Source organism: Ruegeria sp. CDSB136 (genome assembly GCF_059610965.1).
The window spans coordinates 37,656-57,954 of sequence record NZ_JBXWOP010000008.1 but is presented as its reverse complement, the minus strand read 5'-3'; the positions used below and the strand labels follow the sequence as shown (position 1 = coordinate 57,954).

19 protein-coding genes are annotated in these 20,299 nt (G+C 59.5%); 4 read left to right on the top strand and 15 right to left on the bottom strand.

What is annotated here, in order from left to right; genetic code table 11:
• Position 1: 1 nt before the first annotated feature.
• From nosZ to AC2FIR_RS10230, 15 genes are all read right to left on the bottom strand, one after another.
• A complete protein-coding gene (gene nosZ, locus AC2FIR_RS10300; protein WP_170614008.1) occupies positions 2 to 1,909 on the bottom strand; it encodes a TAT-dependent nitrous-oxide reductase in 1,908 nt (635 codons plus the stop codon).
• A gap of 16 nt (positions 1,910 to 1,925) precedes the next feature.
• Positions 1,926 to 4,103, bottom strand: coding sequence for a 4Fe-4S binding protein (locus AC2FIR_RS10295; RefSeq protein WP_496745291.1), 2,178 nt, complete (start codon positions 4,101 to 4,103; stop codon positions 1,926 to 1,928).
• Positions 4,094 to 4,558: a DUF2946 family protein gene (locus AC2FIR_RS10290; RefSeq protein WP_496745290.1), complete on the bottom strand. Its 465-nt coding sequence runs from the start codon at positions 4,556 to 4,558 to the stop codon at positions 4,094 to 4,096. The genes AC2FIR_RS10295 and AC2FIR_RS10290 overlap by 10 nt, the downstream gene beginning before the upstream one ends.
• A gap of 89 nt (positions 4,559 to 4,647) precedes the next feature.
• Complete coding sequence (locus AC2FIR_RS10285; RefSeq protein ID WP_170678703.1) at positions 4,648 to 4,911, bottom strand: hypothetical protein; 264 nt, start codon at positions 4,909 to 4,911, stop codon at positions 4,648 to 4,650.
• Positions 4,868 to 6,391 (bottom strand): cytochrome D1 domain-containing protein, encoded by a 1,524-nt coding sequence (locus AC2FIR_RS10280; protein WP_480915151.1) that lies wholly within the window; start codon positions 6,389 to 6,391, stop codon positions 4,868 to 4,870. The genes AC2FIR_RS10285 and AC2FIR_RS10280 overlap by 44 nt, the downstream gene beginning before the upstream one ends.
• A gap of 76 nt (positions 6,392 to 6,467) precedes the next feature.
• Positions 6,468 to 7,682, bottom strand: a complete 1,215-nt coding sequence (gene nirJ / locus AC2FIR_RS10275; RefSeq protein WP_496745287.1) for a heme d1 biosynthesis radical SAM protein NirJ — start codon at positions 7,680 to 7,682, stop codon at positions 6,468 to 6,470.
• Between the two features lie 3 nt (positions 7,683 to 7,685).
• Positions 7,686 to 8,180 carry a siroheme decarboxylase subunit beta gene (gene ahbB / locus AC2FIR_RS10270; RefSeq protein ID WP_496745285.1) on the bottom strand — a complete coding sequence of 165 codons (495 nt, stop codon included), beginning with the start codon at positions 8,178 to 8,180 and terminating at the stop codon, positions 7,686 to 7,688.
• The gene (locus AC2FIR_RS10265) at positions 8,177 to 8,626 is read right to left on the bottom strand and encodes an Lrp/AsnC family transcriptional regulator (protein ID WP_496745283.1); all 450 of its coding nucleotides are present in this window, start codon (positions 8,624 to 8,626) and stop codon (positions 8,177 to 8,179) included. Before AC2FIR_RS10265 ends, ahbB (AC2FIR_RS10270) begins: the two co-directional genes overlap by 4 nt.
• On the bottom strand, positions 8,623 to 9,612 hold the full coding sequence (gene ahbB / locus AC2FIR_RS10260; protein WP_496745281.1) for a siroheme decarboxylase subunit beta: 990 nt from the start codon (positions 9,610 to 9,612) through the stop codon (positions 8,623 to 8,625). The genes AC2FIR_RS10265 and ahbB (AC2FIR_RS10260) overlap by 4 nt, the downstream gene beginning before the upstream one ends.
• A 3-nt stretch (positions 9,613 to 9,615) precedes the next feature.
• A complete protein-coding gene (locus tag AC2FIR_RS10255; protein WP_496762293.1) occupies positions 9,616 to 10,761 on the bottom strand; it encodes a cytochrome D1 domain-containing protein in 1,146 nt (381 codons plus the stop codon).
• Positions 10,758 to 11,045, bottom strand: a complete 288-nt coding sequence (locus tag AC2FIR_RS10250) for a c-type cytochrome (RefSeq protein WP_170825200.1) — start codon at positions 11,043 to 11,045, stop codon at positions 10,758 to 10,760. Before AC2FIR_RS10250 ends, AC2FIR_RS10255 begins: the two co-directional genes overlap by 4 nt.
• Positions 11,046 to 11,118: 73 nt before the next feature.
• Positions 11,119 to 11,880: a uroporphyrinogen-III C-methyltransferase gene (gene cobA, locus AC2FIR_RS10245; RefSeq protein ID WP_496762289.1), complete on the bottom strand. Its 762-nt coding sequence runs from the start codon at positions 11,878 to 11,880 to the stop codon at positions 11,119 to 11,121.
• A 201-nt stretch (positions 11,881 to 12,081) separates the two neighbouring features.
• A complete protein-coding gene (locus AC2FIR_RS10240; RefSeq protein ID WP_170808007.1) occupies positions 12,082 to 12,489 on the bottom strand; it encodes a plastocyanin/azurin family copper-binding protein in 408 nt (135 codons plus the stop codon).
• Positions 12,490 to 12,541: 52 nt separating this feature from the next.
• Positions 12,542 to 14,329: a NapC/NirT family cytochrome c gene (locus AC2FIR_RS10235; protein ID WP_496745278.1), complete on the bottom strand. Its 1,788-nt coding sequence runs from the start codon at positions 14,327 to 14,329 to the stop codon at positions 12,542 to 12,544.
• A gap of 124 nt (positions 14,330 to 14,453) precedes the next feature.
• Entirely contained in the window at positions 14,454 to 16,130 is a 1,677-nt protein-coding gene (locus AC2FIR_RS10230; protein WP_496745276.1) for a cytochrome D1 domain-containing protein, read from the bottom strand.
• Positions 16,131 to 16,365: 235 nt separating this feature from the next.
• On the opposite strand from AC2FIR_RS10230, the gene AC2FIR_RS10225 reads away from it, so the two are divergent.
• From AC2FIR_RS10225 to AC2FIR_RS10210, 4 genes are all read left to right on the top strand, one after another.
• Positions 16,366 to 17,547: an NnrS family protein gene (locus tag AC2FIR_RS10225; protein WP_496745274.1), complete on the top strand. Its 1,182-nt coding sequence runs from the start codon at positions 16,366 to 16,368 to the stop codon at positions 17,545 to 17,547.
• 99 nt (positions 17,548 to 17,646) lie between these two features.
• Positions 17,647 to 18,096: a c-type cytochrome gene (locus AC2FIR_RS10220; RefSeq protein ID WP_480915134.1), complete on the top strand. Its 450-nt coding sequence runs from the start codon at positions 17,647 to 17,649 to the stop codon at positions 18,094 to 18,096.
• Positions 18,097 to 18,112: 16 nt separating this feature from the next.
• On the top strand, positions 18,113 to 19,480 hold the full coding sequence (locus AC2FIR_RS10215; protein WP_170678681.1) for a cbb3-type cytochrome c oxidase subunit I: 1,368 nt from the start codon (positions 18,113 to 18,115) through the stop codon (positions 19,478 to 19,480).
• Positions 19,481 to 19,485: 5 nt separating this feature from the next.
• A complete protein-coding gene (locus AC2FIR_RS10210) occupies positions 19,486 to 20,295 on the top strand; it encodes a CbbQ/NirQ/NorQ/GpvN family protein (RefSeq protein ID WP_480524469.1) in 810 nt (269 codons plus the stop codon).
• The last annotated feature ends 4 nt before the right edge of the window (positions 20,296 to 20,299 follow it).

The window sequence follows — 20,299 nt, the reverse complement described above, 5'->3', positions numbered from 1 at the left end:
GTTATGCGCTCCGCGGCTCAACAAACATCCGGCCGCGCATCTCCATGTGCAGCGCGTGGCAGAACCACTGGCAATAGTACCAGTGCACGCCCGGACGGTCGGCAATGAATGTGACCGAGGCGGTGGCCTGAGGTGCGATTTCCATCGCGACGCCGAAGTTCGACAGGCACAGACCGTGAGTCACATCATCCACGTCATCCAGGTTGGTGACATAAATGGTGACTTCATCACCCTGCTTGACCGTGAACTTCTCCATGCTGAAGACAGGCGCGGTCGAGGTCATGTAGACGCGGACCTTGTTGCCGTCACGGATGGGTTCTTCGGCCCCTTCCTCCAGATCGACACCGTCTGCCGCGGCCTGCTGGCGCGCTTCTTCCCACATCGGGTCGTTGCGGTCCCAGACATTGACCGGGTTCACCTTCGACCGGTGAACGATGATCGAGTCGTGCGGTTCCGCAAAGGTCGGGCCGTCGTGGACCACTTTCATCTTGTCGCCCGAGATGTCGATCAGCTGCTCGTTCTCGGGCTTCAGCGGACCCACGTTCAGGAAGCGGTCTTTCGAGAACTTATTCATCGAAATCAGCCACTTGCCGTCCGCCTCGGCCGTTTCGCCCATCGAGGTCGAGTTGTGGCCGGGCTGATAATGCACATCCACCTTGTCGACAATCGGATCGACGTCCGCACCTGCATAGGCTTCGATGGCCTTGGCGATATCCCATTTCACCACCTGACTGTCCAGGAACAGGGTTGTATAGGCATTGCCCTTGCCGTCGAACGCGGTGTGAAGCGGGCCAAGGCCCAACTGCGGTTCAGCAACGATGGCAGAACGCGGATCGGCATTGTCAGCAAACAGCGCGTCGACTTTCTCCACATCGATCACGGACACGGTCGGCGACAGCTTACCGTTGATCATGATGTGTTTCTTGTCGGGCGCGGCGTTCACACCGTGCGGCGAGTTCGGGATCGGGATATAGCGGGTCAGGTTGCCGCCAGCCTCTTTGCGGCCGTCCACGACCTTGACGCCGTTCAGTTCCTGATAGTTCCCGGCGGCCACGGCCTCTTCGATGCCCTTGAGGTTGAACACGACCACATGGTCCAGCTCGTTCTCGGTCATCTCGGCCAGGTTCATACCCATTTCCGAGTTGTACGAGGTCGAGAAGGCGTATTTGCCCTGATAGTCGCAGTCAGTGTTGTCGAGGTTGCCCGACACCATCACCTGCCAGGCGATCTCCATCGTGTCACCGTCGATGGCGGTGAAGATGTTCACGTATTGCGACGGATCGTCGAGGATCTGACCATCATTCACCAGCGGCGCTTCATGCTCACCATTGGCAAAGACGTAGCCGGTGCGCGGGTATTTCTGCGGACGCAGGCCGTGGATGTCGTGCGCGTTCGGGATCTCGATGATCTTGTCGCATTTCATCACGTCACAGCGCACGCGGGCGACACGGGTGTTGGCCTTGTCATTCATGAACAGATAGCGGCCGTCATAGGTGCCATCGGTGAAGGACATGTGCGGGTGGTGCAGGTCGCCGTTGTCGTAAGTCACCTTGCCGTTTGCGGCCAGGAATTCCTTGGTTTCGGGCAGCAGGCCCTCGGTCAGGATTTTCAGCGACTCGTTGGTCTGACCCCAGCCCGTGGCCGAGCAGCGGTTGAACACCGGAACCCGCATCAGTTCGCGCATGGACGGCACGCCCATAATGCGCAGTTCACCGGTCTGGCCCGAAGACCAGAAGCCGTAATACTCGTCCAGTTCGCCCGGTTCCAGCGCGGCATTGGCGGCAGCACTGGCTTGCTTGGCCGTCATCAGGGTCGAGCCCAGGCCGGTCCCGGCAATCACCGCGCCGGTGGCGGTTGCCCCCAGCATCCCGCGGCGTGTGATGTTCAGTTTGTTTTCATTGTCCGACATGATCGTTCCTCCTTTTTTAGGAAACGGATTGCGGTTTGGCGTTCGGATGGTTCGCCGGTGGTTGTCCGAGAGGGGTCTTGAGGTTGACCGACCCTGTCTTGGCCCGCCGTTTTAGCTGGCGGATAACGACGGGACATTTCGTCTCGGACTGATAGAGCACCTGGCAATGCAGACAGGTGACGCACTCGTTCGGGTTGATCTCACCTGTGGGGTGGATCGCCTGAACGGGGCATTCGTTGGCGCAGGTCTGACAGGGGCTGCCGCAATCGGGGTAACGGCGCAGCCAATCGAACATGCGGATACGGGCAGGGATCGCCAGCGCTCCGCCCAGCGGGCAGAGGTAGCGGCAATAGAACCGTTCGATGAACAGCCCGATCCCCAACAGGGTCAGCGCAAAGACCACAAAAGGCCAGTCACGCATGAATTTCAGAATGATCGCGGTCTTGAACGGCTCGACCTCGGCGTATTTCTCGGCCAGCGGGATCGAGACAAAGCTGATGCCGAAGAGAACGAGGAAGATCATGTACTTCGCAGGCCAAAGCCGTTCGTTCAGGCCCCAGGGCAAGGTCCATTGCGGGACTTTCAACGCGCGCGCGATCTTGTTGGTCAGCTCTTGCAGCGCACCAAACGGGCACAGCCAGCCGCAATAGGCCCCGCGCCCCCAGAACAGCAGCGCAGCGGCGACAGCGAACCATTGAATGAAGACCAGCGGGTCCAGCAGGAACGCGTCCCAGGAAAACCCCGTCCGCAAGCTTCCGGCCAGTGCCATCAGATTCACCACACTCAACTGCGCATTGGCGTACCAGCCAATGAAGAACAGCGTCATGGTCAGGTATCCGATGCGGAACCAGTAAAAGACGCGCGCGTTCATGGTGGCGTGGAACTGGAAGAAGAAAGTCGCGGTCAGCACCAGCAGCATGACGATCAGAACGCCGATCTCGACGGTCCGGTCCTTCCAGATGCGTTGCCACAAAGCAGCCTTGGCAGCGGCTTCGCCGGTGGCATCATCGACAACAACGGGGGCAGCGACGGGCAGCAGGTACTGTTCCGGCAACTTGTAGCCCAGGTCGAAGGTCAGAAAGGTTTTTTCGACCGCACCCACGGCGCGCTGCACCAGCAGTTGCAGGCGGAAGGGTGCGGCGGGGTCGAACTCGGCATCGGCCGGGATCTTGAAGATGTCCAGCTCGGTGAAACTGGGCGCGTCAGGGGCTGCAACTTCCCCCAATCGCCGTTGTTGACGGTCGAAAAAGCGGACCGATCTGTCACCCTGGATCAATTGAATACGGTCAAAGATGCCGCCACGCACATAGCCCGAGCCTTTGAAACTATAGGCGCCGCGCCCCAATACCAGAATGGCCTGCTCGCCTTCGTCCAGCCAGTTGATCAGGTTCTGGTATTCAGCCTCACCCAGCAGCGACTTGCCGATGGACGGCACCGAAACCAGTGCCACGTGCATGTCGATGAAGGTATCATCGGGTTCGCCGGGTTCGGGGCGTCTGATGGCGCGCTGATCTCCGGTGGCCTCGAAGGCGGCATTCACCTGGCCGATATCCAGCGTCATCCGCCGGACCGAACCGTCGCCCGAAAGTGTCGTCCAGTCGAAAACAGCATTCTGCGCCATGTCGACTTCGCGTATCGGTCCATCGGCCTTTACCGGAGACAGTCCACCCAGCCCCAACGCGCGCGCCACTTTGATACCACCACGCACAAGGCTGTCGTCAATCACCATGATCGTCACGGTCGCGCCCGAGATGATGTCCAGGTCATGCCCTTCACCGCCGGTTTCGGCCTCACGCTTGAGGTCCAGGCCGGCATAGCCTTCGGTCAGCTCGACCATGCGCGAATTGGGGATGCCGATCAGAACGATCGGTTCCGAGTGTTTGACCAGTTTCACACCGGTCAGAACCGCGTCACTGTCGATGGCCGCCACCACGTGAATGGGTTTGCCGGAATAACCGGTGGTGCCGACGAAGTCAGACGTCAGGAAAGCCCAGGCAACCGTTTCGCCCCCCTTCAAAACCGGGGCAACGGGTATGTCATCGCGGACCGGACCAAATGCATCGGCTTCTGGAACCAGATCGGCAGGAGCAATTTCGGGCAGAAAGCTGGCGAGGCTGTCGGCATGCGCGCTGATCGACATCAGGCAGGACAGGGTGAAGGCCAGCAGGAAATGGATTGCGCGACTTACGACCATGGCGCACCTCCGATTACTTGGGTGGGTGCCATGGACGCGCGCAGGGCGCGTTCAGATTCTTCTTTGGTCAAATACGGGGGACCCCGGGTTTCGGGCCATAGCCATTTCGGGCTGTGCAAATCGCACAGGCTCTGGTTCGCAACGTGTACAAGCCGCACATCTCCGGCCTGCGCGACAAGCGGCAGGTCTGGCAGCGGCGCTGCCGTCGTCACCGCGCAAAGCGCACAATCGGCGCATTTCGGACAGGGCGCGGTCGGGTCGTCGGTATCTTCTTCCAGATCAACCTCAACCCAGACCGCCCCTGCCTCCGAGCAGATCTCGATCCACATGCTGTCGCCGGAACTCGCCAGTGCCGGGCCAAGCATTTGTAACAGCAACAGGAATATGCCCACCAAACCGCACACCGCGCGGGACACGCGATCAAACAGGCTATGCGGAGGGCGGAAGGTGGGCATTGAGAATCCAACTCGGCGTTCTTTCCCGAACCCTATGGGATTCTCTCACGCAGAAACTTGACTTAGGTCAGGTCCGAGAAAATTTGCACCTATTCATCGGCCTCATCCATCAATCCGCGCAGCCAGCGCCCGGCCAGCCATGTCGCTGGAATCCCTAAAGGAATCGACCAAAGGATCGCCGGAACTGGTTCAATCGCGCCGAACCCGGCGCTGTGCAGGATCAGGCCAAGCAAAAACAGGTTGATGGCCACGGTCAGTGCGGTGGCCGGGTACAGCAGTATGGCCAGTTTCCAAACCGGCCATCTGCCCTCAGTGGCTGGTGCCTTCCGAGAAGGTGATCTTGTTCCAGACATTGTATTTCCCCGAAGGTTTGCGCATCGGCAGACGGCGAACTTCCTCCAGCGTCTGCGCATCATAGACGATCACCGCGCCGTCATCCTCCCAGATCGAAACCAACGCATGGCTGCCGTCCTTGGTAAATTCCACGTGGGCCACGGTTTCGCCCGGAGCAGGTCGCAGAGTTTTTATGATTTCAAGGCTTTGCTTGTCGATGACATGCATCGCGTCCTTGTTGGGTCCAAAGAACACGTCGGCCCAGACGTAGGGTGAGTTCTCATGGCTGCGCATGAAGAACCCGGGCCCTTCGGTCTTGATCCGCTTGACGGTTTCCCATGTCTGCATGTCGATCACCGACACGGTGCCATCGGTCAAATGCGGAGTGGCCATCACGGTTGTATCGCCGTGCTGCCATGTGATGCCGGACCCCAGATGCGGCATCCCCGGCAGGTCCAGATCCGCCACTTTCTGACCGATGACCAGGTCGATAACCTGCCCGCCTTTACCATCGCGGGACGCACCCATGACGTATTCGTAGCTCTGATCGAAAAAGAAGTCGTCCAGGTAGTCCGGCGTCGTGATCTTGCGCACCGGGAAGGGGTCAGGGTTTTTGAACTGCCCTTCGATGCGGAAGTCATGACCCAGCCCGGATTGGGGAGGATTGGCGCCATAAAAGACCTCCCATATCTCGGGCACATCTTTCAGCGCCAGAACAAAACTCTCGCGCGGCGGAGCCTGATACACGGCCGAAACACGGCTGCCCTTGCCCTTCTTGCCTTTGATCTCGATGACCTTGGCAACCGACAGATCCTCTGTCGACAACAAGGTCAGGGTGTTGGGCAGGTAATTTGCCACGGCCACCCATTTGCCATCGCCTGACATAGCGATGTTACGGCTGTTCAGGCCGGCGCGCGCACGACCCACCTGTTTCAACGCCCAGATGTCATATTTCTGCACCCAGCCGTCGCGCGACATGATGAAGACATATCGCCCGTCGGGGCTAAACTTTGGCCCGCCATGCACGGCAAAGGGTGTCTCGAACCGGTCGAGAACCTCGAACGTGTCACCATCCAGAACGCTGACATGGTGATCGCCGGTTTCAACGACCAGCGTGATGTTCATGGGGTCACTGTCCCAGACAGGGGCATCAACCGATGTGTAATCCTCGTCCAGGGCACGGCTGGCCATAATCTCGGCCTCACCCCATTCCGGGTCGGTCTCCAGCGGCGATTTCAGCCAACCTGCCAATTCCTCGATCTGCAAGGCGTCAAGCTCATGCGAAAACCCCGGCATCTGTGTCGCCGCCCGCCCTTCGGCAATTACTGCGGCAACACGGGGGCCGCGCATGCGTTTCAAGGTCTCGGGGATCAGCGCCGGACCCACACCGCCCAGACGGCTCTCACCGTGGCACGATGCGCAATGCTCGGCATAGTCTGAAGGCGCATCCGCCCAGGCCGCCCCGACACTGAGGATCGAACACAAGACCCCGATCTTCATCTTTTTATAAATACTCCCGCCGGAGGCTCCAGAACTCACCACCCGCACAGGTGCTGGGTGAACAGAACGCCCATTATCAAAAGAACTGATGCGCCGGATCATGACGTTTCCCCCGGAACGGCGTGACCTGCAGACGTTCGCCCGCGTCGTCCACGCCGATTTCTTGATTTGACAGATAGCAGGCCGGATCTTCGGCCCAGGGATCGCCGGTCAGTTGCAAGGCCCGAATGCGGGTGTTGCCGCCACACACATCCTTCAGCTGACAGGCGCCACAGCGCCCTTTCAGCGGTCGCGGACGGGTGCGCAGCATGGCCAGCATCGGGTCATCACTGGTCCAAAGCTCTGAAAACGATTTTGTCTTCACGTTGCCGACCGTGTAGTCGGACCAATAAGTGTCGGGATGCACGCGACCGAGATTGTCGATATTGGCAACACCCAGACCGCTGGAGTTGCCACCCCACGCGGCAAGATGTTCGCGCACATGCGCCTCTTTCCCTGCATCGAAACGCGAACGCACCCAGTTCAGAAAATACCCGGCATCCGCGTCGTTGTTGCCGGTGACGATATCCAGCGGCCTTCCTCCCGAAGCCGCCTCCCATGCGCGCTCCAACAACAGGTCCAATCCCTTGCGGGTGCGCAGATGCTCGGCATCCTCACCCCGGTTCTTGTCGCCACGTCCGGCATAGACCAGGTGGGACAGGTAAAACTTGTCAACGCCTTCGTCGTCACACAGTTTCAGCAGGTCGGGCAGGTGATGCTGGGTCCCTTCGGTCAGGCAAAACCGCAGACCAACCTTGATGCCGCGTTTCTTGCATTCACGTACGCCGCGCAGGGCGTCGGCAAAAGCACCCTTGACCCCACGAAACCAATCGTTCGTGGCCCCGATCCCGTCCAGCGAGATGCCGACATAGTTGAAACCTACATCGGCGATCATGTCAGCGGTTTCGTCGTAAATCCGCGTACCGTTGGTCGATAGTGCCAGCATCGGCACCAGATCGCGGGCGCGTTTGGCGATGTCGAAGAAATCGAACCGGTCCAGCGGCTCCCCACCCGAGAGGATCAGGGCCGGGACGCGAAACTGGCCCAGATCCTCAAGGGTAACCATGGCTTGCTCGTGGCTGAGCTCACCCGGGAAGGCCACATCCGCCGAGACGGTGTAGCAATGGCGGCACTTCAGGTTGCAGCGCCGTGTCAGGTTCCAGATCACCACCGGCTTTACCGGACCCGGACGCCGTTTTCGCACCGGCGTCGGATTGACCAGTTGATGCATGTATTCGGTCAGGCGGAACATGTTTCAGCCTTTCAATTGCTCTTTGGACTTCAGACGCAGCCCGGTTTTTTTCAGGATGCGTGTAGAATAAAGGATGTCTTTGGCGCGGCAGGCGTCGCCCAGAATGGCGGTGATTTCTGCCCGCTTTTCTTCGACCTCGATCCGGTCCGAACCATGGACCATGGCAAAAAGGTTGTAGGGCCAGTCGGGCAGGGCGCGCGGGCGCTCATAGCAGTGCGTAACAAAGGGCAGAGCGCCGATTTCTGCGCCCAGTTCGGCAACACGGTTGTCGTCCACATCCCACACGGTCATTCCGTTCGACGTCATGCCCAGCTTGTAGTGGTTGGGTGCCGCAGCGATACGGCGGATCACCCCGCGCGATTTCAGACCCGCAAGCCGAGAAAGCAAGGCGTCTTCGTCCATGCCCAGGGTTTCGGCCACACTGGCATAGGGGGCAGGGACCAGCGGCAGGCCGCCTTGCAATGCCTCAATGATCTCTCTGTCTTTTGCGTCGATCATGCCGCCACCCGGAAGCCGATGAAAAATTCCTGTAGTTTGGGGAACAGCAGGACGGCGATCCCGGTTTCCCGTTCGATTGCCTCGGCTGCTGTTGCGATCCCTTCAGGGGTTTCGGTCGCCAGAACGAACCACATGTTCAGCCGGTGCGTGCGTTCATAATTGTGGGCCACCTCGGGGTGCGCATTGACTTTGGTCAGGACGGTTTCGAAATTCTCGGGCTCGACGGCCATGGCACAGAGGCAAAAAGCTCCTCCCATGGCGGCTGCGTCTAAGAACGGGCCAAACCGCGTGATCACGCGGTCTTTCTTCATCCGGGACAGGCGATTCAGCAAATCGCTTTCAGATATGCTCAACGCGTTTGCCACGGCGGCGTAGGGGTTCGGCACCAATGGCAGGTCCTCCTGCATCCGGTTCAGGATTCTGCGATCAATTGCGTCGAGTGTCATGCGGCGGACTCCTTCGGTTGGATCAGCGCGCCGGTCTGTTTGAAGCAGCGGGTCGAAAACAGAACCTTGTGCCGCGCACCGGTCAGCTCCTGAAGCTCGGTCGCGCCAGCCAGCACCTCATACGCTTCGCTCCGCGAGCGGGCGTGGATCATGGAATAGAGCCGATAGGGCCAGACCCCCTCGACCGGATTGCGTTCGTAACACAGGGTGATCCCGGGATGGGCTGCAAGGGCCGGTCCAGCAGTGTCAATCTGATCGGCGGGAAGGTCCCAGACGACCATCGCGTTGGCAGACCATCCGAGTGCACGGTGACGCACGATGACGCCCAAACGCGAGATGATGCCTGCCTCGTGCAGGCAGCGAATGCGCGTCATTACATCTTCGGGCTCCCGACCCAGCGACCGGGCCATTGCCGCGTAAGGGTCACCGACAAGTGACAGGCCCGAGCTCAGTGACTGGAGCAAATCACGGTCACCGTCCTGCATGGCCGACCGGTCGATCCGACGCGCGCTGGGAACGCGTCGCGCGCCACCGGACATGCGGAACCCCAGATCTACGTTGAAGGGGCGCACCAGCCGCAGGTCGAGAACGCGAAGCCCGGTTTTTTTTCTGATCCGGGCCAGCGTGTTTTCGACATGTGCGCGATCCGGCCCGGTGGCGACGAACCAGAGGTTCCAATCATCTTCCCGCTGGTAGTTATGGTTCACGCCCGGTTCCGCGTCGATCAGGGCAGCAATCTTTTCAATGCGGTGCTCAGGTGCCGCAACCGCAGCCAGCGTGCTTGCGGAAACCGCGCCGGGCGCGATGGTCGCCCCGACACGCGTGATCCGGCCTGCCGCCCGCATGCGGGCCAGCCGGTCGATCACATCGGCCTCGCTGAGCTTCAGTGTGTCGGCCACAACTTGGAAAGGGCGTTCGGTGACTGGAAAGTTGCGCTGGAAATCATCCAGAAGGTGGCGATCGATCGGGTCGGTGATATGGCACATGGGTTACAGGCCTGTTCTGTGCGCGCGGGCGGTGAAGAAGATGCCCGATGGGCTGTCCGCTTCGATTTCACGCAGTTTTTCAAATGTTTGCGTGTCGTAGATCATGACCTTGTTGGCATCCCGGACGCTGATCCAGACCTCATGACCGCGCGGCGTGAACTCCATGTGCAATACGGCGGGGCCGGGTTTGAATTCGTGGATGATGTCCTTGCTGACACTGTCGATGACCTGGATCGTATCGTTCAGCGGGTGGGCGAAGTTGACCCAGACTTGCCGCCCGTCGGGCCGCGCCATTGCAAAGACCGGCTGGCCATGGGTTTGGGTACGCCCGGTCTCGGTCAGGGTATCGGCGTTGATCCACAAGACCTCGTGATGGCCGACAGCGGGCAGAACGAATTCACGACCGGTCAGCGCCCAACCTTCAAGATGGGGCATCTTGTAGACGGGCATCTCTTCTTGCCCGCGCCCGTAATCGGGCAGCACGCGGATGGGTTGCGGGGTGTCAGCCCAGAGGTCCAACGCCGTTAAGCCATCCTCGCCAAACAGGCCTGTGATATAGGTCCGGCCATTTGCGGTTATCAAAGCGTCGTAGGGGTTTTCACCCATATCGGGGATTTTGGTGATTTCCGGCGTACCTGAGGAAAAATCGGCTATCCAGGTCTCACCCGTGTCCCACATGGTGAACACGAACCGCCGACCGGGCGCGTCAACCAGGCCGATGGTTTTGCTGCCGGTCGGAATGTCTGCGACCATTTCAAGCGTATCGGCATCGAACACGCGCACGCCGCCGGGTTCATAGTTGGACACTGCCACCAGCGTACCATCGTCAGAGATTGCGCCGCCGATGGCGTTGCCCGCCTGTACAACACGATTGGCAATCTGGCGGGTGACGATGTCGACCTTGGACAGACCTCCATCGCGGCCGAACACGTAGGCGAAACGTTCGTCGGGCGAATAGACCAGCGACGCATGAGACAGTTCGCCCAAGCCTTCGATCCGGGCCAGCGCCGTGCGCTCGGATTGATCGACCAGCAGGACTGAACCCTGCGCCCGTTCGATCACCAGCCCGAGGTCGCCGGTGGCGGTGGGTTCCGCCTGCGCAGTGGACATCATGAGGGTTGCGGCAAGGCCGAGGATGAGCTGTTTCATTGTGCCTCCGGTTCCAGCAGGTAGCGAGCGATCCACTCGGCCTCTTCTTCTGTGATCAAGGGGCGCCAGGGCGGCATCGCGGTGTCCGGGATTCCGTCAAGGATGACGCCGGTCAGAACTTCGGCGTCGTAATGTGCAAGAGTTCCCGCACGCAAATCGGGGCCTAGGCCCCCCTTCAAAGACAACCCGTGGCACGATCCGCAATCCTGATGGACAAGCCGCTTCAGAGCGTTGGGGTCCAGCGTATCGGCGGCAATTGCCGAGGTTGCCACCAGCACGGCCATGGTCAGAACGGTGCGCCCGGCCCATCCTGACTGCGGATTATTGCGGGCCGGCGCGGTATTTTGGCGACCTAGCCTAGCCATGAGCCTGTTCCAATAACTCAGCCACGGGTCGCTCGGAATATAGCGAAACGACCTGACCGATGATGAACAGGGTAGGGGCCGCAAGTTCCGCCTGACGCACATCCGCAGCCAACCGATCCAGCCGGGAAACAAGGCGGCGTTCTGCGCGGGTGGCGGCCTTGGCGACGGCCAGAACAGGGGTCGATCCGGGCAGGTTTTCGGTCATCAGACCCATGGCGATCTGACCGATGTTGGCAACGCCCATATAAACCACCAGCGTCGAATCCGGGTCGGCCAGACGTTTCCAGTCCAGATCCAGAACCTTGTCTGCCTGCCGGTGCCCGGTGACATATTGGACTGAGGTCGCAAGGCCCCGATGGGTCAGTGGCACGCCCGTTGAACAAGACGCGCCTTGTGCCGCTGTAATTCCGGGCGCGTATTCGACCTCGACGCCGTGGTCCACCAGATAGGCGGCCTCTTCCGAACCGCGGCCAAAAATCATCGGGTCGCCGCCTTTCAGGCGCGCCACAGTATGGCCAGCGCGGGCCTCTTCCAGCAGGATTTCGTTGATGCGGTCTTGTGGGACAGTGTGGCATTTCGGGGCTTTGCCGACAGGTATGAGTCGTGCCCCTTCGGTGTGCATGGCAAGGATTTCGTCCGAGACCAATCGATCATAGACCACCACATCCGCCTGTTGCAGCATCCGCAGGGCGCGCAGGGTCATCAGCTCCGGATCACCCGGTCCGGCACCAATCAGAAAAACCTTACCGCTCATGTGCAAACTCACTTGTCCTGAATGTCGTCGGAACCCGGTGTTTCCTGCGCGAATCCAGTGTGATTACGGGACGTTGCTGGGTGAACCGGGCGTGTCATGACGGCAGGTTGGCGCATTCGCGGTTCAACCTCCTTGACATAAGTTAAGGAGCGCGGGATTTGCATCCGCGCTCCTTACTTCTGCCCGTATGTCTGCTTCTGCTCAGGGATCTACTGTGATCATTCCGATCATGTTCTGTGTCTCCCAATGCGGACCGCACAGATAGTCCTGCGGCCCCGGGGTGAGGAAGGTCAGATCAACCGTTTCCTCGGGAAACAGCCGGTCGCTTTCAGGTTCGCTGCCGTCTTTCAGCAGCACGCTGTGGCTGGTGCGTTTGTCCACGTTCACCCAGCGGACCGTGGTTCCTGCTTTGACCGTCAGTTCGGCAGGGCAGAAATTGTATTTGTACATCAACACAACTTCGGCGTCCTCAACGGCTGACGATGGTTGGTCGAACAATTCGACATAACGTTCTTCGGCCTCGGCGCAGATTGCGGCTGTGTCTTCGTCGGCCGCAAGCACCGGTGATGCCAGAAACAAAAGTGCAGGAAGAAGTCTTTGGGTTTTCATGATCCAATCTCCTTTCTGAAAGGTCAGGGGCCGGATCCTCCGGCCCCAACCGTTACTGTTTCACCACGTTGATATTCGCGCTGTCGTCGTCCAGCGCGAGGCTGGTGTTCAGCGTCACATGGTGGAACCTCGCACTGGCATAGTCATCGTGGATTGCAAAGCCGACCGTATAGGTCTGCCCGGGTTCCAGCGGCACATCACCCGGCGCACCGGAGTTCAACGGCCGCGTGAACACGACAGTCCACGTTCCGCCGGAAAGCTCGGCCGAGGCGGCGATTTCACCGTCATTGACCACGCGCTGATCCAGCAGATAGCCGTTGGTTGCACTGCCATCAGCATAGACCCGCATCAGGTCAAGATAGGTACCGTCGGCCAGGTATTGCTCAATCTGCTCGGCAGACTGCAGCTTGTCCCAACCACCCAGGGGCTTGCCACCGCGGCCCTTGACTTCAACCTCGGTGCGGCTTTCGCTGATGTATTTGGTCACCGTGTCCTGCGCGGTCAGCCGTCCCGTAACATCACCATTGGCGGCAATGGCATCCGCACCCGGGTCAAAGGGCATGTAGCTGTTGTCGGCGTGACATGAAGCCCAGCAACCCACTTGATCACCCAGTTCGATATCTGTGCCGGTGATCATCATGGCGACCTTGATCTGGTTGTCGGGGTCCATTTTGCCGCCATCAACGAACGGGGCAGGGCTATGGCCCGCATCCGGCCATTGCAGGCGGATATAGAGGTTTTCATCGTCATGCGCCGCCTGAACGGTTGCGTCGATCACCCCACGTTTGCCCGGGATCGGGGTCGGTTCCAGTTCGCCACCGGCAACGATCTTGTTTCCGATGGTGTCCAGTTCCTTGGCGTGACAGGTCGAACACTGATCGCCCCCCTTGGTCAGCGGACGGGCACCGCCGTGGGTCTTGCCGTTTTGCACCCATTCGAACGACGCCTGACCGGGGTAGAACAGTTTCAGGTCCGCACTGGCCACGGCATTCCAGTCGATGTTCGAAGCGACGTCGCTGCCACCGCCGCCCGCAGGCGCGGCCGAGGCCTCTCCCGCAGCGTTGGCGCGTTCTTCCGCCACAGCGGCGTCAACAGCGGCCGCAATCTGGGCCTGAACAGCCTCTTGCTGGGCTTGTTTGGCGGCTTTTTCCGCGTCGGCCTCGGCAGCTTCAAGGGCTTCGATCTTCTCGAGGCTGGCTAGATATTCTGGCGGGATCGGCCGGACAAACGCAGGGTTCGGGGCTTCCAGCTCTTCCAGATACTCGTCGGTTGCACGGTCCCGGATGTTCGAGTGCGCAATCCCCTTGTGGCAATCGATACAGGTCTGACCGGTTTCCATCGCGTTCAGGTGCTGCTGACGGGCGCGGGGTTTCTGGAATTCGGGCATCATCGATTCGAAATCGTGGCAGTTACGGCACTCGCGCGAGTCGGTAGCCTTCATCCGCTCCCATTCGTTCATCGCCAGATGGATGCGTTTGGCTTCGAATTTCTCTGGGGTGCTGATGGTCCCGACCATTTTGCCATAAAGCTCTTTGGAGGCCTGGATTTTGCGGATGATCTTGTGGGTCCAGTCCTTGGGCACGTGGCAGTCTGAACAGACCGCGCCCACGCCGGAACGGTTCACATCGTGGATCGTGCCGGTGTATTCGGTGTAAATATAATCGCGCATCTCGTGACACGAGACACAGAACTTCTCGGTGTTGGTCGCTTCCATGGCGGTGTTGAAGCCGCCCCAGAAGATGATGCCTGCAGCAAAGGCGGCAGCGAGACCGGCCACGGGCATTCCCCACAGGAAATACCGGCGCCAGATCGGTGGTTTTTTATCCGGTTCGGAGGTCATATCCGTGCTCCGTTATGGCTGTCTTGTCAGGCCTTGTGTGGCAGGCCGGTGAGTTTGGCTGATAGGTCAAACGAGGAAAGGGCGGGCGAGGGGCCCGCCCTTTCCGGTTCTGGATGCGATCCCGTCAGGTGACGTGGTTCGAACGGTTGAAGACGTTGAACTTGCCGGTCGGGGCATAAAGCCCTTCGATGCGGCCAATTTCTTCCAGCGTCTTGGCGTCGAAGATCACGATCTGACCGTTGGGTTCTTTCGAATCCGACAGGTTCCATTTGGAAACCCAGACCTCGGTACCATCCGCGTTGAACTCGAAGTGAACAGCAGCGCTGCCTTCATCTTCGGTGATCTGGATGGTTTTCACGATCTCGCCGGTCTCTTTCGAGATGACCTGAACGGACTGCTGAATTTCCGGTTCCGGATGTTTGGTCTGGTCAGCCCAGATGTAATCCGAATTCGGGTGCGTGCGGATAAACAGGCCGGGGCCGTCGGTTTCCACTTCGTAGCAGACCTTCCAGGCATCGTCCGGACGGTTCTCTGGGTCGTTGCCCCAGACGGTCACGGCACCAACACCAAGGTGGGTTGTACCAGCAACCGGACCACAATTCGGGTCAACCCAGTTGGCACCCGGGCCGGGGTGCGGCAACGCGGCCGTGTCGATCATCGCCTCAAGCTTGTGAGTTTCGGTGTCGACGACAACCATCTTGTTCGACGCGTTCGCGGCGATCTGGAAGTAACGGCCTGTCGGGTCGAAGAACCCGTCATGCAGGAACTTGGCACTGTCGATCTTGTCGATCCGCAGGTTCTCAAGGTCGGTATAGTCGACCTGCCACAGCTGACCCAATTCCTTGATCGCGACAATCCAGGTTGGCTCGTTCGGTGTGGTGTAAATTGCGGCCACGCGGGCCTCTTCCACATAGTCCCCGTCCACGTTCACGCCGCGTGTCGATACAACTTTGACCGGTTCCATGGTCTGGGCATCGACGATTGCGAAATGCGGCGGCCAGTAACCACCACCGATGACGTATTTGCCATCGCCGGAAACGGCCACATCGCGGGCGTCATAGGCAATCTTGACTTCGGAAACCAACATATTCTCAGGTTTCTGCCAGAGGTCGATCTTGGTCATCTTGCCGTCGCGGCCCATGGTGTACCAGAAGCGGCCCGGATGTTCCGGTTCGGTAGTGCTGTGGTGTTCGGATGCTTTCAGAACGTGGACAGCGTAACCGGTCGGGATGTGTGTCAGCACTTCTTTGGTGTCGCCGTCGATCACGGCCACTTTACCTACGTCACGTTCGATGACGACAAAGAAGTTCTCCCAGTTGCGGCCATGCAGCGGTTCGGTCGGATAGTCGGCTTCTTCGACATAGACCTTGCGTGTCGCTTTCATCTGTTCCAGCGACATCTCAGGCGGCTTGGGGGCCTCCATCATAATGTATGTCGCCATGTCCTTGATTTCCTGCTCGGTCATGATGTCCGAGAAGTTGTTCATGCCGCCTTCGGTCCCCCAGGCGATGATCTTTTCAAGACGTTCCTGCCCAAGCGCGAGGGTGCCGCCTTCGGTCACGGTGCCATCGGCTGCGGTTTTCTTCCAGTGGGGTTCAAGGTTTTTGCCTGTGGCGCCTTTACGCAGAACGCCGTGGCAACCTGCGCATTGCTCGAAATAGAGCTGTTTGGACGATTCAAACGCTTCGTCGCTCAATGTTGGCTCTTCGGCGAAGACTGGTGCAGCGACGCTGCCCAGCAGCATCGCCAAACCGACCCCAAAGGCGCGGCCAGTTTTGTTGTAGCTGATTCCAAGTGACATGATCACTCTCCATTTGCTGGTGAGGCAGGCTAGAGACTGAAACATCACGGAGATGTTATCCTTGACCAAAGTCAACGGAAGGGACGGAAACGGGTTTGTACACGGACTGAAATGCAAAAATAATTCCCAATAAAACAGGTGTTTCCGGGTCATGTTTTGCGACGGTTTTGATTTTGGTTAAGTCATCCGGGCCGCCGGGCTGCTACCTGTGGCAAAACGGTCTAGGAGAGCAGAAATGCCCACGATCATCACTCGTATTTTTGGTGAAGGATTCCGAGTTTTTTTCCTGTCTGCAGGTCTCTACGGCCTGTTTGTCGGCCTTGTCTGGGGGCTGTGGCTGGCGGTGCCGTATTTGGCACCGGATTACGGCATGACGCCGCCTATGTGGCACGCGCATGAGATGATTTTCGGCTATGCCACAGCAGCTTTGGGAGGGTTCTTCCTGACCGCGGTGCCGAACTGGACCGGTGCGCCCGACGCGCGGGCTCGCTTCATCGCACTGGCGGCAGGGGTCTGGCTGGCCGGCCGGATGGCAATGTGGTTTTCCGGGATACTGCCGCCGCTTGTGGTCGCGGTTTTGGATCTGGCCTTTGTGCCAATTCTGGCAGCCAAGATCGCCACACTGCTCATCCGCCGTCCCAAGCCGCAGAACATGGTGTTTCTCCTGCTGCTAAGCTTCATCTGGGTCGCGAACCTGCTGACCCATCTGGAATGGGCTGGTATTACAAGCGACACACTGCAAACAGGTCTGCGGGCAGGGTTGCTGACACTCTGTGCGATGATCGCCATTCTGGGGGGCCGGATCACTCCCGCCTTTACACGCAATGCAATGAAACGCGCCGGAGAACCCGAGGCGAACTGGCCGGTCTCGGTGGCTGGCCTAGACAAGGCGGGCATGATTCTGGCCTTGGTTCTGCCCTGTGGCGTTCTGGTATTGGGCGCGACAGGCGCGACCGGAGTGCTGGCGCTGGCCCTTGGCGGCGTGCAAATCCTGCGCATGTTGCGCTGGCGCATGATCTGGTCCGCGCGGCAGCCAATCTTGTTCGCGCTGCACCTGGGGCTTGGAATGCTGGCGCTGGGGCTGATTCTTTGGGGGCTTGCGGCATTGGGCTTCGGCAACGAGGTTGCTGCGCTGCACGTTCTGGGCATTGGTTGTGTGGGCGGCATGACCCTTGCGGTCATGAGCCGAGCTGCGCTGGGGCACAGCGGACGAGATCTGATCGCACCCGGCCCGATGGTCGTGGCCTATGGACTGATGGCCGCGGCAGCGATCTCGCGCTGGATCGCGGCGGATATGGAATCTGGTTATCTTGTTGCGGTGCTGCTGTCCGATGGTCTCTGGGTCAGCGCCTTTGTGCTGTATCTGATCGCCATGTGGCCTGCGCTGACGGGTCCACGGCTGGGGCACTCAAACTGAATCTGATTTCCTGTCGCAAGTCTTGACTTTCGTTAAGGCGATACCATCACCCACCCGCCATTCTGAGCAAACTAGCTAATCTGCGCAAAGGAGAGCGCGATGCGAGAAGTCATGACAAAGAGCATGGCTCGCAATATATTCTATGGCGGGTCACTGTTCTTCATTCTAATCTTTCTGGCCCTGTCGGCCCATTCCCACCTGTATATCGTCAATTCCGAAAACGCGGCAAAGCTTGACGAAAGTGTGGTTCGCGGCAAGCACGTCTGGGAAAAACACGCCTGCATCAACTGTCACTCGATTCTCGGCGAAGGGGCCTACTTCGCCCCCGAAGTCGGTAACGTGATGACCCGTTGGGGTGTGCTGGACGACCCGGAAGCAGCCTTTGAATCCCTCAAGGGCTGGATGGAGGCGCAGCCGACCGGCATTCCCGGTCGCCGACAGATGCCCAATTTCAACCTCAGCGACGAAGAACTCCGCGACCTGACCAACTTCCTGATCTGGACGGACAATATCGACGCTCAGGGCTGGCCGCCCAACGAGGCAGGCTGAGAAAGGGACAAGGACAATGAAATACGAATCCCAAAAAATCGCCTACGCCTACTTCGCAGTGGCAATGGGCCTGTTCGCGATCCAGGTGATCGGCGGCCTGCTGGCCGGACTGATCTATGTATCGCCAAACTTCCTGAGTGAGCTTCTGCCGTTCAATATCGTGCGGATGCTTCACACCAACTCGCTGATCGTCTGGCTGATCCTGGGCTTCTTCGGCGCTGCTTACTTCCTGATCCCGGAAGAGGCCGAGCGCGAGATCCACTCGCCCAAGCTGGCCTATCTGCAGCTGATCATTCTGGTCGTCGGCACGCTGGGCGTGGTCGTGACCTATGTCTTCAACCTGTTCGAAGGCAACTGGCTGTTGGGCAAAGAAGGGCGTGAGTTCCTGGAACAGCCCAAATGGGTCAAGGCGGGTATCGTCGTGGCCGCGCTGATCTTCCTTTACAACGTGTCGATGACCGTTCTTAAGGGCAAGAAGACCGCTATCACCAACATCCTTCTGTTGGGTCTGTGGGGTCTGGCGCTTTTGTTCCTGTTCGCTTTCTACAACCCCGGCAACCTGTCGCTAGACAAGCAATACTGGTGGTATGTTGTCCACCTGTGGGTTGAAGGTGTGTGGGAACTGATCATGGCCTCGATCCTGGCCTATCTGATGCTGAAGTTGACCGGTGTTGACCGTGAGGTGGTTGAAAAGTGGCTCTACGTCATCGTCGCTGCCGCACTGTTCTCGGGCATCCTCGGCACCGGCCACCACTATTACTGGATCGGTACACCCGCCTACTGGCAGTGGATCGGTTCGATCTTCTCGAGCCTCGAGGTGATCCCGTTCTTCGCGATGATGGCCTTTGCCTTCGTCATGGTCTGGAAAGGCCGCCGTGACCACCCCAATAAGGCCGCCCTGTTGTGGTCGCTGGGCTGCGCCACATTGGCCTTCTTCGGGGCCGGTGTCTGGGGCTTCCTGCATACGCTGCATGGTGTGAACTATTACACCCACGGTACGCAGATCACGGCCGCACACGGTCACCTGGCCTTCTACGGCGCCTATGTCTGCCTCAACCTGGCGATCTTCAGCTACGCAATGCCGATCCTCAAGAACCGCGATCCTTATAATCAGGTTCTGAACATGGCTTCCTTCTGGCTGATGACAGGTGGTATGGTCTTCATGACCTTCGTGCTGACCTTCGCCGGAACTGTCCAGACACACATGCAACGAGTGGTCGGTGACTACTTCATGGATGTGCAGGATCAGATCGCGATCTTCTACTGGATGCGCCTTGGCTCTGGTCTGGTCGTGGTGCTTGGTGCGCTGCTGTTCATCTACTCGATCTGGGTCCCCCGGAAAGAGGTCATTGAACCCGGCGCAGCTGAAACTCCTGCGGAGTAATGGATATGGACGGCTCCATGCAACTGGGAACGGGGGCGGCTGACGCCCCCTTCTACCTGCCCCAAGGCGACGAATGCGACGTGTTCGCCGCCGCCTATACCAACAACCTGCCGGTTCTGCTGAAAGGACCGACCGGATGCGGCAAGACCCGCTTTGTGGCCCATATGGCCGCCAGCCTTGGCCGCCCGCTTTACACCGTCGCCTGCCATGATGACCTGGCCGCCGCAGACCTGATCGGCCGCTACCTGCTGAAAGGCGGCGAGACCGTCTGGGTCGATGGCCCCCTGACTCGCGCAGTACGAGAAGGTGCAATCTGTTACCTTGATGAGGTAGTCGAGGCTCGCAAGGACGTCACCGTCGTTCTGCACCCGCTGACCGACGACCGGCGCATCCTGCCGATCGATCGCACCGGCGAAGAGCTTGAGGCGGCACCCGGCTTCATGTTGGTGGCCTCATACAACCCCGGCTACCAGAACATCCTGAAAACTCTGAAACCCTCGACCCGTCAGCGTTTCATCTCGCTGGAGTTCGACTTCCCGTCGCCCGAGATGGAGGCCGAAGTCGTTGCACAGGAAAGCGGCCTGCCGCTGGAACGCTGCAAACCGCTGGTGCGCCTTGCAGGCAAGCTGCGCGGGCTCAAGGGTCAGGATCTTGAGGAAGGCGTTTCCACCCGTCTGGTCGTCTATGCCGCAACGCTGATCGCGCAGGGCATGTCCACCGACCGCGCCATCCTTGCCGCCATGATCGAACCTCTGACTGATGACGAGGATATCAAACGCGGGCTCCTCGATCTTGTTACGGCTGTCTTTGGGTGAGGCC

Coding starts and splice junctions, on each gene's coding strand:
- nosZ (WP_170614008.1), bottom strand. CDS start 1,909: ATGTCGGACAATGAAAACAAACTGAACATCACACGCCGCGGGATGCTG.
- AC2FIR_RS10295 (WP_496745291.1), bottom strand. CDS start 4,103: ATGGTCGTAAGTCGCGCAATCCATTTCCTGCTGGCCTTCACCCTGTCC.
- AC2FIR_RS10290 (WP_496745290.1), bottom strand. CDS start 4,558: ATGCCCACCTTCCGCCCTCCGCATAGCCTGTTTGATCGCGTGTCCCGC.
- AC2FIR_RS10285 (WP_170678703.1), bottom strand. CDS start 4,911: ATGTCTGGAACAAGATCACCTTCTCGGAAGGCACCAGCCACTGAGGGC.
- AC2FIR_RS10280 (WP_480915151.1), bottom strand. CDS start 6,391: ATGAAGATCGGGGTCTTGTGTTCGATCCTCAGTGTCGGGGCGGCCTGG.
- nirJ (WP_496745287.1), bottom strand. CDS start 7,682: ATGTTCCGCCTGACCGAATACATGCATCAACTGGTCAATCCGACGCCG.
- ahbB (WP_496745285.1), bottom strand. CDS start 8,180: ATGATCGACGCAAAAGACAGAGAGATCATTGAGGCATTGCAAGGCGGC.
- AC2FIR_RS10265 (WP_496745283.1), bottom strand. CDS start 8,626: ATGACACTCGACGCAATTGATCGCAGAATCCTGAACCGGATGCAGGAG.
- ahbB (WP_496745281.1), bottom strand. CDS start 9,612: ATGTGCCATATCACCGACCCGATCGATCGCCACCTTCTGGATGATTTC.
- AC2FIR_RS10255 (WP_496762293.1), bottom strand. CDS start 10,761: ATGAAACAGCTCATCCTCGGCCTTGCCGCAACCCTCATGATGTCCACT.
- AC2FIR_RS10250 (WP_170825200.1), bottom strand. CDS start 11,045: ATGGCCGTGCTGGTGGCAACCTCGGCAATTGCCGCCGATACGCTGGAC.
- cobA (WP_496762289.1), bottom strand. CDS start 11,880: ATGAGCGGTAAGGTTTTTCTGATTGGTGCCGGACCGGGTGATCCGGAG.
- AC2FIR_RS10240 (WP_170808007.1), bottom strand. CDS start 12,489: ATGAAAACCCAAAGACTTCTTCCTGCACTTTTGTTTCTGGCATCACCG.
- AC2FIR_RS10235 (WP_496745278.1), bottom strand. CDS start 14,329: ATGACCTCCGAACCGGATAAAAAACCACCGATCTGGCGCCGGTATTTC.
- AC2FIR_RS10230 (WP_496745276.1), bottom strand. CDS start 16,130: ATGTCACTTGGAATCAGCTACAACAAAACTGGCCGCGCCTTTGGGGTC.
- AC2FIR_RS10225 (WP_496745274.1), top strand. CDS start 16,366: ATGCCCACGATCATCACTCGTATTTTTGGTGAAGGATTCCGAGTTTTT.
- AC2FIR_RS10220 (WP_480915134.1), top strand. CDS start 17,647: ATGCGAGAAGTCATGACAAAGAGCATGGCTCGCAATATATTCTATGGC.
- AC2FIR_RS10215 (WP_170678681.1), top strand. CDS start 18,113: ATGAAATACGAATCCCAAAAAATCGCCTACGCCTACTTCGCAGTGGCA.
- AC2FIR_RS10210 (WP_480524469.1), top strand. CDS start 19,486: ATGGACGGCTCCATGCAACTGGGAACGGGGGCGGCTGACGCCCCCTTC.